The sequence below is a fragment of the Bombella favorum genome, from assembly GCF_014048475.1.
Classification (GTDB): Bacteria; Pseudomonadota; Alphaproteobacteria; order Acetobacterales; family Acetobacteraceae; genus Bombella; species Bombella favorum.
Genome location: NZ_NWUS01000002.1, coordinates 204,479 through 217,734, shown reverse-complemented (window position 1 = coordinate 217,734; position 13,256 = coordinate 204,479). Strand labels below are relative to the sequence as shown.

The 13,256-nt window shown below is 54.2% G+C and carries 14 protein-coding genes; 7 read left to right on the top strand and 7 right to left on the bottom strand.

The features are described 5' to 3' along the window. The first annotated feature begins 14 nt into the window (after positions 1-14). On the top strand, positions 15-740 hold the full coding sequence (locus CPA57_RS06220; protein ID WP_182081974.1) for a flagellar hook assembly protein FlgD: 726 nt from the start codon (positions 15-17) through the stop codon (positions 738-740). Positions 741-831: 91 nt separating this feature from the next. Next, on the top strand, positions 832-1,203 hold the full coding sequence (locus CPA57_RS06215) for a flagellar biosynthesis regulator FlaF (RefSeq protein ID WP_182081973.1): 372 nt from the start codon (positions 832-834) through the stop codon (positions 1,201-1,203). A gap of 20 nt (positions 1,204-1,223) precedes the next feature. Here the strand turns inward: CPA57_RS06215 and glf are convergent, their stop codons facing one another. Both glf and CPA57_RS06205 read right to left on the bottom strand, forming a co-directional pair. After that, the gene (gene glf / locus CPA57_RS06210) at positions 1,224-2,378 is read right to left on the bottom strand and encodes a UDP-galactopyranose mutase (protein WP_182081972.1); all 1,155 of its coding nucleotides are present in this window, start codon (positions 2,376-2,378) and stop codon (positions 1,224-1,226) included. A gap of 12 nt (positions 2,379-2,390) precedes the next feature. Beyond that, the gene (locus CPA57_RS06205; protein WP_182081971.1) at positions 2,391-2,813 is read right to left on the bottom strand and encodes a hypothetical protein; all 423 of its coding nucleotides are present in this window, start codon (positions 2,811-2,813) and stop codon (positions 2,391-2,393) included. Between the two features lie 925 nt (positions 2,814-3,738). On the opposite strand from CPA57_RS06205, the gene CPA57_RS06200 reads away from it, so the two are divergent. Further along, positions 3,739-4,449 (top strand): MucR family transcriptional regulator, encoded by a 711-nt coding sequence (locus CPA57_RS06200; RefSeq protein ID WP_182081970.1) that lies wholly within the window; start codon positions 3,739-3,741, stop codon positions 4,447-4,449. 105 nt (positions 4,450-4,554) lie between these two features. On the opposite strand, the gene CPA57_RS06195 is transcribed toward CPA57_RS06200, so the two are convergent. From CPA57_RS06195 to fliE, 5 genes are all read right to left on the bottom strand, one after another. Further along, positions 4,555-6,312 (bottom strand): flagellar hook-basal body complex protein, encoded by a 1,758-nt coding sequence (locus CPA57_RS06195; RefSeq protein WP_182081969.1) that lies wholly within the window; start codon positions 6,310-6,312, stop codon positions 4,555-4,557. A 107-nt stretch (positions 6,313-6,419) separates the two neighbouring features. Then, positions 6,420-7,532, bottom strand: coding sequence for an EscU/YscU/HrcU family type III secretion system export apparatus switch protein (locus CPA57_RS06190; protein WP_182081968.1), 1,113 nt, complete (start codon positions 7,530-7,532; stop codon positions 6,420-6,422). Between the two features lie 6 nt (positions 7,533-7,538). Then, positions 7,539-8,384: a flagellar biosynthetic protein FliR gene (locus CPA57_RS06185; protein ID WP_229709299.1), complete on the bottom strand. Its 846-nt coding sequence runs from the start codon at positions 8,382-8,384 to the stop codon at positions 7,539-7,541. Next, a complete protein-coding gene (locus CPA57_RS06180) occupies positions 8,385-8,660 on the bottom strand; it encodes an EscS/YscS/HrcS family type III secretion system export apparatus protein (protein ID WP_077396143.1) in 276 nt (91 codons plus the stop codon). 29 nt (positions 8,661-8,689) lie between these two features. Beyond that, a complete protein-coding gene (gene fliE, locus CPA57_RS06175; protein WP_182081967.1) occupies positions 8,690-9,046 on the bottom strand; it encodes a flagellar hook-basal body complex protein FliE in 357 nt (118 codons plus the stop codon). A gap of 210 nt (positions 9,047-9,256) precedes the next feature. On the opposite strand from fliE, the gene CPA57_RS06170 reads away from it, so the two are divergent. The 4 genes from CPA57_RS06170 to flgC all read left to right on the top strand — a co-directional run bounded on the left by CPA57_RS06170 (position 9,257) and on the right by flgC (position 13,255). After that, positions 9,257-9,499 (top strand): hypothetical protein, encoded by a 243-nt coding sequence (locus tag CPA57_RS06170; RefSeq protein ID WP_077396147.1) that lies wholly within the window; start codon positions 9,257-9,259, stop codon positions 9,497-9,499. Positions 9,500-9,625: 126 nt separating this feature from the next. Continuing rightward, complete coding sequence (locus CPA57_RS06165; protein WP_182081966.1) at positions 9,626-12,376, top strand: ATP-binding protein; 2,751 nt, start codon at positions 9,626-9,628, stop codon at positions 12,374-12,376. Between the two features lie 25 nt (positions 12,377-12,401). Beyond that, positions 12,402-12,803, top strand: coding sequence for a flagellar basal body rod protein FlgB (locus CPA57_RS06160; protein ID WP_182081965.1), 402 nt, complete (start codon positions 12,402-12,404; stop codon positions 12,801-12,803). Between the two features lie 41 nt (positions 12,804-12,844). Beyond that, entirely contained in the window at positions 12,845-13,255 is a 411-nt protein-coding gene (flgC, locus tag CPA57_RS06155; protein WP_077396152.1) for a flagellar basal body rod protein FlgC, read from the top strand. Position 13,256: the final 1 nt, after the last annotated feature.

The window sequence follows — 13,256 nt, the reverse complement described above, 5'->3', positions numbered from 1 at the left end:
GGAGGGAGAGTCTCATGGTCAATTCACTGTCTTCCAGCAATCTTCTGGCCTTGCAGCAGGCAACGGATAGTGCCGCTCGTAGCGGGGCGTCCTCTCTCTCCACTGCAGGGCAAAGTGGCTCAGCTGCGGGGAGTACGGAAGGTGCTTTTGCCTCCATGGCAAAGAATGAAAACAACTTTCTGACTCTGCTTACGGCCCAGTTAAAGCATCAGGACCCTAGCAGCCCGATGAATACGGAAAACATGGCGGCACAGCTGGCTCAGTTCTCCAGTGTGGAACAGCAGGTGCAGACTAACAGCAACCTCAATACGCTTATCTCTCTGAATGAAACTGCCCAGCTAACGCAGGATAAAGGGCTGGTGGGGCGTCAGGTCAGTGTGTCTGGCTCTACATTGCCATTGCAGTCTGGGTCTGCGGGTCTGTCCTTCCAGGCTGGGGCTGGGCAGATGGTTGGTATCTCCGTGGCGAACAGTGCTGGGCAGGTGGTCTATCACGATGTGGTGCGGGCGAATAACGGTCAGACCTCTTGGAACTGGGATGGCAAGGATGACAACGGTACATCTCTGAGCGATGGTGCTTACAGTGTCGCTGTGAAGAGTGTGGATGGCCGTGGCAATACGGCGGATGTTCCCTTTACGGTTCGGGGTACGGTTACGGGCATGAAGAAGGGCAGTTCCGGGATGAATGTGGTGATGGGTGATGCGGAGATTCCGCTGTCCAACGTGCAATCTACCAGCTGATAACTATCTGACACGGCATGGTGGTTCAAAACAGGCAGTCGTGGCGTGATGGCTGCCTGTACGATGGATAGGGAGGTTGTGAGGGGGAAATATGTATCAGAATAATGCCATGAACGCTTACCGCTTGGCGGCTAGTTCGTCTCTGTCGGACAGGGAGGCGGATGCCGAATGTTTCCGGCGGTTGATTGCCACATTGGAAAGTGCGGCGCATGAGACGGATGTCATCCAGCGGAATCAGGCCCTTGCCAAAAACCAGCGTCTCTGGTCGCTGATCCAGCGGGCTAATGCTGTGGAGGCTGGCATGGTTGAGACAGAAGATAGACTGCTGTTTGCTCGGATGGCTGATCAGGCGCAGAGGTACGGCATAAGGGCAATACTGGACCCCACCCTCAGCCTTGCGCCATTGATAGATACAGCCCGTAACGTGCTAGAAGGGCTGGAAATGGCCATTAGCGAAGGCTGACTGCCGTTCATCGATGAGCCTCAATGCGGGTCGGTGAAGAAGACGGGGAGTGGTTTGCCCAAGGCGAGGTGCTGGTCCATGATGGTGCAAGCCTCCAATGCCTCGCCGATGGTGACATCCATGTCCAGATAACGATAAGTGCCTAGTCGGCCGAGGAAAGAGACGTTTCTGGTGACCATGGCTGTGCGGACATAGCGGTCTAGCATGGTTGTTTCCCGGGCCAAGCGGATGGGATAATAGGGTGTGTCCTCCGGCCCGGCTAGGCGGCTATACTCACGGAAACAGACTGTTTTGCTGAAGAGTGACGCTTCCCAAGGGGCGAAGTGCTTATGCTCGCTGATGCGGGTATAGGGGGTGGTGGCATCACAGTAGTTGATAACGGCTGTTCCCTGATAATCTCCTTCTGCATCAATGCGTTCAAAATCCAGCGTGCGATAGCCGAGGCGGCCATGACAGAATCGGAAGTAGCGATCCAGCGGGCCGGTATAGATTATGTGGTCTAAATTATTCTGATTCCGGAATGTCTCGAAGGCCGTGTCTAGTCTCACGGTGATGTGGGGGTGGGTAAGGATGGATTCTATAAGGGCGGTGTAGCCTTCTATTGGGATGCCCTGATAAGGATGGCTGAAATAGTTGTCATCGTAATTGAACCGCACGGGTAGCCGTTTCAGGATGGCCGCCGGCAGGTCGGTTGGTGGAAGACCCCATTGTTTGGTTGTGTAGCCTTTAAAGAAGGCTTCATAGAGGGCAGGGCCGATCATATGGAGGGCCTGCTCCTCAAAATTGCGGGGGGTCGTAATGTCCTGCACAGCCTGTTGGTGAATGAATTCCCGTGCTTCTGCGGGGTGCATGGTCCGGCCGAAAAACTGATTGATGGTCAGTAAGGTGATGGGCAGGGTATAGACCCGGCCCTGACTGATGGCCTTTACCCGGTTGATGTAGGGCGCAAATTTCCCGAAACGCTGCACATACTGCCAGACGTTTTCCTGCGCTGTGTGGAATATGTGAGGCCCATAGTGATGGAGCATGATGCCCGTCTGCGGGTCCCGTGCTGTGTGGCAGTTACCCCCGCAATGCGCGCGTTCATCAATGACGGTGATGCGATGGCCTCGTTCAGCCAGATGGCGGGCCGTAACGGCTCCGCTGAAGCCGGCTCCGACAATACAGAAATGCATGGCAGGATGAGCTCAGGGGCCAGTGCAGTTCTGATCGACACAGCTCCGGCTTGGTGGTGCTGGAGGGTAGGTCATACCAGGATAGGGGGCTTGTGTCTGGATATAGGTGTTCCACGGAACGAAAGCAGGTTCATCCCAGCCATTCTGACTGGAAAAGCGTGGGTCCTGATAGTTTCCCCAGAGTGGGGCTGCCCATGGGGCTGGCTTGTCATTTTGGCGGTATCGGTCCTGCTGCCATGTATTTGTGAAGGATGGCGGCGGCGGTGGTGGCGGTGGAAGATGGGTGAACTCTCTCATGGGTGGCGGCGGCGGCGGCGGTGGGTTGAGCAGATATTCACTGCCACCATAAAAGCCATGTGCCTTGGCTGGTAGAGACATGCCACAGGTTATAGCAAGAAGACTAATGGTGATGGCCGAGCGTTTGAGACAGTTCATGTTATATTTCCTGCATCGCGTGAACAGGTTGGCAGTTAAGTTATGATCTTGTCATGATATGATATGCATGAAGTATTAAATGCTAGAAAACAGAGATGTTGTTTTTGTTATATCCTTTAATAACCGTAAAAGTTTTCCACTGGTGTCGGGTATTTAAGATATATTTAAGGATGCTGTGCTACATGGGGCCCGTCAGAACGCTTTATGTGGAAAGCTTTCTGATTGCTTTCTACGCACTTTACGACATGATTGGCCTGTATACCGGGTTCGTGAGGACGTGATATGAGGGCAGATGTCTACCATGACAAAATTTTAGAGAAGGATTGCCTAATGCATCGTATAGCTGGTTCTTTCTGTCCTACGGAAACGGAAGGACGCATGAAGGATTTCCTTTCCGATATACGTGCGCTCGCTGAAGGTAGCATGGTAGATTCTGCTTATAGGCAAGGCAGAATGATGAGGCGTTGCGGCCCCCCCACGCTTTGCCCTACAGGGTGTGGACAGGACAGAAGTCTTTACGAACTCGCCCTAAATATCGGTTTAGGTATGGCTGGTATGGTGGCATTCAGCGGGGATAGCATGTTGGAATGACCTTGCCTTTGCCTTTATAAGGGTAGTCAGGCGACTATGCTGTTGGATAGTTATGACAATCCCGTCTTTTTAGGATGTTAGAAGTAGGCCCGCCGAGAGTGTTTCCGGTGGGCTTTATTTTTTTGAAGGCTATTTTCAAGAAATGGTCATGTTGGCCATTTTTTTGGCTTTTTCCTGCAGTATGGTCATGCTTATCAGATTGATGGGCTTTGTCTGTTTGAACTGGGATCAGCTTGCTTTTATTAGAGCAATGGCCTTGAAAAAGGTCTTATAGGCAAGGGCGCAACAATCATTTAATGTAGCGCAAGGCGTAGGCCGGAGAAGGGAGTGGGATATGACATTACAATCAGCAAGTACGTTCATTGAGAAAGGGATCGGGCGTCTTCTCTCACGGTTCCAGCAAGAATTTTCGTCATCCCAGACATTGAGTGATATTGTCGGTCAGGCGGATCGTCTGCGTGTAATGACAGAAACTCTTTTGGCACTATCCCAGCATTATCCCGAACGGGCTGGTGCGGTATTGAATGTCCTGTCTGGTCTTGCAGATGTTGGCATCATTCATGATATGGCCAGTGCAGCCGATGAGATCGCTGCTCTTGCTCGTAAGATGGAAGCTGGTCTGGTTTCCGAGAAGGAAGGTAGCAACCAGTCGTTCACTGGGCTCCCAGCTCGCTTGCCGCAGCAGGAAAGCTATGGCATGAGCGGGCTTGGTAGCCACTTCGTGCAGGGTATGTCCCCGGAAGTGAAAGAAAAGCCCGGCCAGTGGATTGCAGACCGGAGCGAGCCTTATTGTGCACCGGAAGATTCCGTTTTTAGTGATGAGATCATCTGTCTGCATTGTGGCGGGGCCTTCAGCATGCTGAAGCGTCATATTGAACGGCAGCATCGGCAGAGCCCTGATGGTTACCGTGTTTATTGGGGGCTATCACCGGACTATCCCATGGCTTGTGAGAGCTATTCTACGATGAAGAAGCTGGAGGCCTCCAGAACCGGGCTGGGTCATTATGACCGTGGGAAGAAAGGCCGCTCTCGCATCAAGGCTTGATGCCGCCTAATGGGCATATGAGGTGTGTGGGGCTATAAAAGCGAAAGGGCGCAGAGGATGTTATATACCTCTGCGCCCTTTAGTTTATGGGATGTTTCTAGGATTTTATTGCTTCATAGCGATGGTTTGTTGAAGCAGATTATCCGCTGTTGTCACGGTCTTTGTATTAGCACTGTAAGCCTCCTGCGCCACGATAAGGGCCGAGAGATCGCCTGTCAGGTTCGTTGTAGAGGATTCTACATACCCAACGGCAAGAGACCCGGTTCCGTTCTCCCCAACAAGACCAGTCTTGGGTGTGCCGGACCGTGCGGTCGCAAGATAAGCCTGGCCATCCACAGCCTGAAGCCCATTGACGTTGTTGAAGTTCGTCAGGGCTACCTTGCCAATGAGCTGGCTGTATCCGTTGTCAAACTGCGCCATGACAGAGCCATCGCTTTCAATCTCTGCGCCTTTGTAGGTGCCTGAGGTAATGCTGTCATTGGTCAGGGCACTGGTATCGGCCCCTGTGGATGTGCCAGTTGTCAGGGACGCATTAGAGAGGTCCAGGCTGTAATTGTTGCCATTGATGGTCAGATTTGCCGTGACAGGATTGCCCTTGGTAACGGCTTGGCCGTCAAAGCTCTGCATGCTGCCATCCTTGTTGAAGACGACAGAATGAACTTTGTCCGCTTGGACCGCAGATGTGGCGGAGCTGTCATAGGGGTTAACAGCCTGTACGGACCATGTAGGCGGGGAGGCGGCTGTCTGGGTCCATTTAACGGAAACAGGCGTGTTGGTGGTTGTTCCGTTTTTGTCCTTACTGCTGATGGTCAGCGGGGAACTCATATAGCTTTGCTGACTGTCCGTGGAGGTTCCGAGAGTGGTCGGGCTCATGGTCAGTTTTGTACCGGACAGGGTAAGGGGATTAGCCTGATTGGGAGCTGCAGAATTGTTGGAGGTTACCATAGTGGTGCCGCTGGTACCGCCAATCGTACCGAGGGAGAGCGTCATGGTCTGCTCTTCATTATTCGCATAATGGGCGGTGATGGGGATTTCCGCAGCGGAGCCAGAGGTGGAGGACCCAACAGTCTTACCCGTTTGTAGGTCGGTGATGGAAGATAAAGCACCAGAGTGGTCGAAAGCTACCTGATAGCTGTTCGGTGCAACAGTGCCGTTGCCATCAGCATCATAGGCAGAGACATTCCAGATAAGCGGGTTGGTATCGCTCTCCTGCCATTGCACGGCAATTTTATGCGGGTTGGAGCTAGAGTCGTATGTCGTGGTGGGGGCTGTCGTATAGCTCTGTGGTGTGTAATTTGTGGAGTCCGCAGGTAGCTTTCCGACAGCCGCATTCAGGGTCATGGTTGTGGTGGCTGTCGGTTTGAACCCGATGTTGCTGACATTAATGGGGGTGAGAATATTGCTCAGCGTTCCTGTTGAGTCTGCCATATAGCCATCCAGATAATATCCAGATGTGTTGACGAGATAGCCCTTTTTATCCTGCTGGAAATCACCATTCCGCGTGTAGAATTTCTGCTCGGAGAAGTTGGTTGCGCCTGCATTGGCTGTACCGGCACCTGTCGGTTTGGAGGTAACGAACATGCCGCTGCCAGAAATATCCATGGCCAGACCATTGCTGCTGCTGGTGGCTGTCCCAGAATTGTCGACATGCTGGACGGTAATGGCCTGAACCGTGTTGGACTCCGCCTGCGAGGCCGAATTGCCTGTGATGTTGCCAGCCACGAAGTCGGCAAAGGATGTCGTGTTGGCTTTGTAACCGACTGTCTGGCTGTTGGCGATATTGTTACTCAGGTTGGTAAAGGCGTCTGACTGGGCATTGATACCGCTGACAGCCGTCGTAAGTGCATTGAACACACCTGCCATGATTCTATCCTTGTCTGTGACCTGGTGATGAAGGCTATTTAGGAGAAAACCCTATGAAATGGCTTTGAATAAATCAAACATAACATGCTCATTTCCTGAACAGGGTGTTAAAGCTTTGGTGGTTCTGCCTCTGGTGAGCGCATTGTACGGGAGCCGGGTGTTCTGAGTCTGACGACATAGGCAATGATGGTCGCTACTGGTTTCCAGAATTCTTCAGGGATTTCACTGTCCAGCGGCAAGGCATGTAGGGCGCGTGCCAGAGGTGGGTTAGACATGATGGGAATCTTCTCCTCCCGGGCAACCTCGCGGATGCGGAAGGCCAGCTCATCTGTTCCTTTGGCCACGATCTGCGGTGCCGTACCGCTATTCTGGTCATAGCGGATAGCAACGGCATAATGGGTTGGATTGACCACAATAACCGTAGCCTCTCGGACGGCCTTCTTCATATGGCGGCGGGAACGGCTGAGCCGGAGTTGTCGAAGGCGGTTTTTGACCTGCGGATCACCTTCGCTCTGCTTCATTTCATCTTTGATGTCCTGAAAGCTCATACGCAGTTTGGAGAAACGGTGATAACGGGACCAGACCTCATCCAGCCCGGTGATGACGCATTGTATGGCCAGAACCATAAAGCCCGCATAAATGAACCAGGACTTCATGGCATCAATAAGCTGATAGGTTGTCCATCGTTCTGTTTGTGGTGCTAAATCGATGGTCTGGAGGGCAACTTTATAGAGGATCAGGCCAAACACGGTGATTTTGGCGATGGTTTTGAGCAGCTCAATGAGATTATTGAGGCTGACAATTCGTTTAATGCCCTTCAGGGGAGAGAGGCGGGTGATATCTGGCTTTAACGCTTCGGGGCGGAAGAGGAACCCCGTCTGAAGGAGGCCGCCCATCAATATGGCACAGGCCCCTGTCCCTACCAGCGGGCCTATGAGATGCAGCCCTGTCATGATGGCTTGGAGGGTGAAACCGTACAAGGCTGCGGGATCGTTGGGAACACGACCAAAATTGAGGAAAAGACTGCTCATCTCCCGCATGAACCGGCGTGCCGAGGCGGGGATGCTCAATGCAAAGACGAGAAGAAAGGTACCCAGTGCGACAAGGATTAGAAGCTCCTTAGATTGGGCAATATTGCCTTCTTCTCGAGCTTTTTGGAGGCGTTTTTCTGTTGGAGCTTGTGACTTTTCACCGCCCCCGCTGCCATTCTCTTCTGCCATGTGGGGTTAGGCGGGGGGTGTGGTGGGGGCCATGAGGCCGGGGAGTGTGGAAAGGTAAAGCTGCATTTTTTCTGTCCATGTGCCTGTCAGAATCTGGATCAGAAGGGCCATGAGTAGGATTCCCCCCAGAATCTGGGCCGGAATAGCGAGAGAATAAACCTGTATGGAGGGCATGAGGCGGTTCAGCACACCCAACATAGCCGGCCAGAGTGTCCCGAGTAGCAAATAGGGGGCGGCTAATTGCATGGCGATGAGAAAACTGGTGCTGATAGCCCGGGTAATATCTATGGCCATATCCCCGATGATCATGGCTGTTACATGCCCCGCTGGGAAGAGTGTATAAGATCCAGAAAGAGCCAGAAGCGGAAAAGCATAGAGGCCAGTGGAAAAGAGAATGATGGGCACCAGAGCACTTGTCATGTGGCTAACTGCTGTGCTGGAGGCCCCAAGCTGGTTATCGGTCTGGATGACACTGGCCATGCCAGTAAAAACGGCAATGATCTGCCCTGCAATGGCGAGAGACATGGTGAGTAGCCGGGCCAGAGCCCCAAGGAAGAAGCCGCAGAGCAGCTCTCCTGCAATCAGTTTGAGGGCCATGGCAGGCATCCGCAATGCCTCCCCCGATACAGCCGTCAGCCGGCTTTGGAGTACGGGTAACAGTGCCAGCGTGATCATTAAGCAGAGGCCAGCCCGCACCCGTGCCGGGGCACCACTCTCTCCTAATCCCGGTGCCAGCATGACAACGGCACTGACCCGGCAGAGAATGATGGCAAACATACCTGTCAGCACAGGTAATGAGCCATGCGGCGCTGTTAGATCAGGCGAACCGAAGAAGTCGGAGAGGGATAACATTCAGACGCCCCCAGCCTTGATGAGCTGGTCAAAGATCATTTCGGCATAGGCATGAATAGTGGCATGCATGAAGGAGGCTGTCAGGATTAGTGTGGCTGTGGCGGCAATGAATTTCGGCACGAAGGACAGCGTAGCTTCACTAATCTGTGTCATGGCTTGGAAGAGGGATACACAAAGCCCCGCCAGCAGGGAGGCTAGTAGAGAAGGAGCCCCCAGCTTGACGGCAACAAGAAGCGTCTGACGCAGGACTTCCTGAACATCAACAGCGTGTCCCATGAACTGTCCTCCTGTTTTTGTTGTATCGGTCAGACCGACATCCGCATGACATCCTGATAAGCACTGACGAACCGGTCCCGCAGGGTCGTGACGGTCTGGAGGGTCAGTTTGGCTTCCTCCACAGAGGCTACGACGTCGGACATGTTGCCTTTGCCAGAAAGGGCTTGAGCTGTCTGGCTTTCAGCAACCTTACCTGTGTTGATGGCCCCCTGGATGGCATTGTTGAGAACAGAGCTAAAGCTGGAGACCGCATCGGTATTGTCGCCCTCGCTTGCGAGTGCGCTACTGGTGGAATTGCTGGATTGGCTGAGTTGCTGCGCACGCCCATAGGCCTGTCCGGCATCAAAATTGTGCGCTGCGGAACTGGTAATGCTGGATAGAGACATGGCTGATTCTAACCTCCTTTTTCTTCATGGGTTAATGGCATGTTTGTAATATCTTCACCTTGATAGCGCCATGTTTTTTATCTTAACATAAGGTTTATGTAAGGTTATTTTCACATATATGTATGCAAATGGCTTTGTTTTTCTTTTTGTATTCGGTATCAGGAGGGGCGGTTAGAGCGATACAGAATGAAATATCAGGGAGGAAAGATCATGTCGGATACATCAGTAGCTTCCGAAATCGGCACAGCCATGCGGCTTAAAACAGTTCAGCAGGCGAATGAGATGCGCAAGGCGGCCATGTCGGAGAAAGCCGCCCGTGTGCAGCTTTCGTCCCATCGCAGCAATGGGGCTGAGGCTTCCATGCAGTTTGATGCGACCGGTCAGGTCGTTCCTAGTGCCAAGGGGGTCCGCAAAAACTCCGCCACAGCTAGTTTTGTTAATTTGCTGGCCTAATGGCCGGTTGCGTCATGCGGAGCCTTTGGCATTCCGCATGACGTAGGGGATTGCGGAAACGGATCAAGCACCACGGGGGAATGTGGCACCATGCTATGCGCTGTTCATAAGGCTGTCTCTAGAGCCATGGCGGGAGATGGAATCTGGCGCAGGGCTGGCTATGGTGTTGCCAGTCTGATCATACTTGGCGGGGCTGTATCTGGTGGTTCGTCATGGTTGCTATGTGGCACGGCTCTGGCAGAGCAGACCACGTCCGGGGCGTCCTCTTTTATGGATGCTGCCTCAGTTAAGTCCCCATCTCCGAAGCCTGTAGCAGACCATAAGCGGGCTCCTGTGAGTGCCCATCATAATCGCCCGCATGTGATGCAGAAGCAGGCGCAACCAAATAAGCCAGATTCATCGTCTCTACATGTGCAGGATCACGTAAAACCGGGTGATCCCCTTCTTCAGGGGGTGCCTTCGGGGTGGGGGGCGCATGTTTTAGGCGTGGGAGCTGCACAGGGAGGGGCTGTTGCGAAGAAGCAGGACCCAGCCGCTCCAGCAGACCACAAGGATCAGTCCCTTAATCAGTTTCTGGAAGAAGCGGGTCGGGAGCAGGCCAGCGCAGCCGGGCCTCGTGGCACAGAATCCAGTCACGTCTCTCAGACGGTAGGTAATGAGCCGGCTGCTTCCGTGTCGTCTCGTAATAGGGTTTTACTTCCTGTTCCCGAGCAGATGGGTATTGCGGCTTATCAGAGTGGGGATCGTTTCATCATTTTGGTGGATGCCCGCCAGCCCATGGATGTCTCAGCCCTGCATGGGGATGGTATATTTTCCCGGTTGGGTGTGACAACGCTGCCGGACCTAACAATGATCAGCCTACCCGTGCCAGATACACGCCAGCTTTATCTTTCTCAGCAGAGTGATGGATGGGTGTTGGGCGATCAGCCGCCACCTGGCATGGATTATACAGATAGACCAGAAATTACTCCTCAACCACGGGGGAATGGGTTGCTTTTCCCCATGCGGCGTCCAGGGCGTGTCTTTTCTATTAAGGACCCGGCATCAGGAACACCGCTGGTCGTGGGGACGACCGCTCTGGATGATGGTGGTCTGCTTTCTTTGCGTAAAGGCAAGGATTATGACGTCTGGCCATCTCTGGAAGGTGTCGTGATTGCCCAACATGAGCCGCCGCAGGTGGTCATGCGGGCCATCATGCAGGGAGACCTGCTCCAACGGGCTGATGACCGCCCGTTGGCGGATATGGACAGAGCTGTCTATGCCAGTGATGTGGACTTGAACTGGCTTGGCCTGAAACATCTGACAGCATCGCAAGCGCAGGAGCGTTACCGTCAGGCTCTTGTGGCTGCAGCAGATTCATCCCCAAAAGATCGTTTTAGGAAACGGCTAGAAGCGGCGCAGGCTGCCTTGGGTGTCGGTGCTTTTCCGGATGCACGGGCCATCATGGATGTAGCCTTGGAGGATGACCCAGAAGAGGCGTTTCGTCCGGATATACGGTTTTTTCTGGCAGCGACTGACCTGCTGACGGGCCAGATGAACGCTGCGGCTCAGTTGGTACAGGAATGGCCGGAGCAGGCCATGCGGGCTACGAAACTGTGGCAGGGCTTGTATGAGGCTCTTTCTGGCGAGAAAGCCAGTGATGCTACTCGTTTGCTGGCCCGGGATATGCCCCGCTTGTTGAATTATCCCGAACCATTGCGGTCGTCCTTATTGCCTGTGGCGGCAGAACTTATCGCGCGCCGTGGAACGCCAGAAGAGCGTGAAGCCCTGAACCATCTGCCGGAAGACAGCAAGTTCCGCTTCATTCAGGCGGTGCGGGCGTTGCGTGATGGTGACGAGAAAAAGGCCACTAGCCTTCTGGAAGCACTTTCGGTGGATCATGATCCCGTCATTGCCGAGAAAGCTATGGAAGAGGGTGTGGCTCTGAGCTTCCGGGATGGTCATCTTTCTGCCGAGAAAGCTGCCCGGCAATATGCCTCCCTGTTGCCGGATGCTCGTTTGTCTGGCCGGGACGGTATTGTGAATATGTTGCGGGCCGGGGCCGATATACGGGCGCATCAGTGGGAGCCAGCGATTCAGGCGTTGGATCAGGCTCGACAGGCCCCCCCACCACACGATGAAGCCCGTATGCAAGCCCTGCTGTCCGCTGCACTTTCCGGTGTTGTGCAGGGACTGTCCGAGCCGGCAGGTGCAGGGCACAAGGTTACACCGCAAGATGAAGCTACCTTGCTGCATGAGGCTGCTCTTCTTAGGGCGCATATGCCGGACTTGCCCGCTAGTGCGAAGAAAGGGGACCTGCTGTTGGCTTACGGTAAGCTGCTAGGCAGGTTGGGGCTGGATGAACAGGCCGGAGACGCCATGAGTACGGCCATCCCCATGATGACAAACCCACAGGACAAAGCCGCAGCCGGGGATGCTTTGGCCGAGAATGAAATCAGGCGAGGCCTGTTTGATAAGGCTTCTGACATACTGGCAAGCACAGGCAATACGTCTCTGCCTGCACAGGAAACTGCTAGACGGACCCGCCTTATGGCCAGTATGGCAGCGGCCTCGGGCAAGCCGGAAGTGGCCCTGTATCTGCTGGGGGCGGATCAGGACCCGCAAGCGGCGGATATGCGGGCGCATATCCATGAGAACCGGGAAGAATGGTCCCCTGCCATTACAGACCTGCGCAGCATGGCGGAGCAGCTTTTGCCGCCACAGGGAGAGTTGACGGTGGACCAGCAGCTTCTTGCCCTCCGTTTTGCCTCGGATGCCTCCCGTGCTGGGGATGCGGGAGCATTGGAATGGATACGCAACCGTGTAGGAGATCGGCCTTTTGAGGGTGATGCCGGGCGGATGTTCCGTCTTCTTGTGTCTGTACAGCAGGCCCCGTGAACCCACGAAGCAGGAGTGAAGTGAGATGAGCATGACGCATACAGGCGGAACGGACCTTCTAAATCTGGCGGAACGGCGGATGAGCTGGCTTCAGAACCGTGAATCCGTGCTGGCGGGTAATGTGGCCAATGCCAATACGCCCCATTACAGCCCTAAGGATGTATCGCCGTTTCAAGGTGTTTTGGAGAATGCCCATACCATAGCACTGAAGCGCACGCAGCCGGGGCATATGTTGGGGCCTGCGGGGGAGACGCATGCCCGCAAGCAGGGCGGGCGGGCCTCGCTAGACGGTAACCGTGTAGTGCTGGAGGACGAGCTGGGGAAGATTGCCCAGACGAGTGATCAGCAGCGTTTCGCCACTACTGTTTATGGCCGATACATGGGGCTTTACGGCATGGCTCTTGGTGCAGGTGGCGGCGGACAGTAAGGCCCGGGCGGGCAAAGCGGGACAGGAGAGAGGAGGATAGAATGGATTTTTCCGATACAATTGGTGTTTCAGCCGCCGGGATGCGAGCACAGACAGCCCGCTTGCGTGTTGCTGCCGAAAATCTTGCCAACGCAGAGACAACAGGGTCTTCCCCTGGTGCTGACCCGTATCGCCGTAAAACAGTAACCTTCCGAGAAGCGTTAGACCGTGCCAGTGGCGTCTCCAGCGTGGCGGTACGGTCTGTCGGGGAGGATCAGTCTGACTTTCAGATGCGGTATGACCCCGCCCATCCGGCTGCCAATGAGCAGGGGTATGTGAAGATGCCCAATGTCAGCTCTATCGTTGAGATTATGGATAGCCACGATGCCCAACATTCTTACGAGGCCAATCTCAATACCATGCAGGTTACCCGGTCCATGTTGGCGCGGGCTATCAATCTGATGAAGGATTGAG

What these genes read in the sequence shown, in the direction of transcription:
- fliE (WP_182081967.1), bottom strand. Translation starts at nt 9,046, where the DNA reads ATGTCTCTATCCAGCATTACCAGTTCCGCAGCGCACAATTTTGATGCC.
- CPA57_RS06160 (WP_182081965.1), top strand. Translation starts at nt 12,402, where the DNA reads ATGAGCATGACGCATACAGGCGGAACGGACCTTCTAAATCTGGCGGAA.
- glf (WP_182081972.1), bottom strand. Translation starts at nt 2,378, where the DNA reads ATGCATTTCTGTATTGTCGGAGCCGGCTTCAGCGGAGCCGTTACGGCC.
- CPA57_RS06220 (WP_182081974.1), top strand. Translation starts at nt 15, where the DNA reads ATGGTCAATTCACTGTCTTCCAGCAATCTTCTGGCCTTGCAGCAGGCA.
- CPA57_RS06195 (WP_182081969.1), bottom strand. Translation starts at nt 6,312, where the DNA reads ATGGCAGGTGTGTTCAATGCACTTACGACGGCTGTCAGCGGTATCAAT.
- CPA57_RS06215 (WP_182081973.1), top strand. Translation starts at nt 832, where the DNA reads ATGTATCAGAATAATGCCATGAACGCTTACCGCTTGGCGGCTAGTTCG.
- flgC (WP_077396152.1), top strand. Translation starts at nt 12,845, where the DNA reads ATGGATTTTTCCGATACAATTGGTGTTTCAGCCGCCGGGATGCGAGCA.
- CPA57_RS06170 (WP_077396147.1), top strand. Translation starts at nt 9,257, where the DNA reads ATGTCGGATACATCAGTAGCTTCCGAAATCGGCACAGCCATGCGGCTT.
- CPA57_RS06180 (WP_077396143.1), bottom strand. Translation starts at nt 8,660, where the DNA reads ATGGGACACGCTGTTGATGTTCAGGAAGTCCTGCGTCAGACGCTTCTT.
- CPA57_RS06190 (WP_182081968.1), bottom strand. Translation starts at nt 7,532, where the DNA reads ATGGCAGAAGAGAATGGCAGCGGGGGCGGTGAAAAGTCACAAGCTCCA.
- CPA57_RS06205 (WP_182081971.1), bottom strand. Translation starts at nt 2,813, where the DNA reads ATGAACTGTCTCAAACGCTCGGCCATCACCATTAGTCTTCTTGCTATA.
- CPA57_RS06165 (WP_182081966.1), top strand. Translation starts at nt 9,626, where the DNA reads ATGGCGGGAGATGGAATCTGGCGCAGGGCTGGCTATGGTGTTGCCAGT.
- CPA57_RS06185 (WP_229709299.1), bottom strand. Translation starts at nt 8,384, where the DNA reads ATGTTATCCCTCTCCGACTTCTTCGGTTCGCCTGATCTAACAGCGCCG.
- CPA57_RS06200 (WP_182081970.1), top strand. Translation starts at nt 3,739, where the DNA reads ATGACATTACAATCAGCAAGTACGTTCATTGAGAAAGGGATCGGGCGT.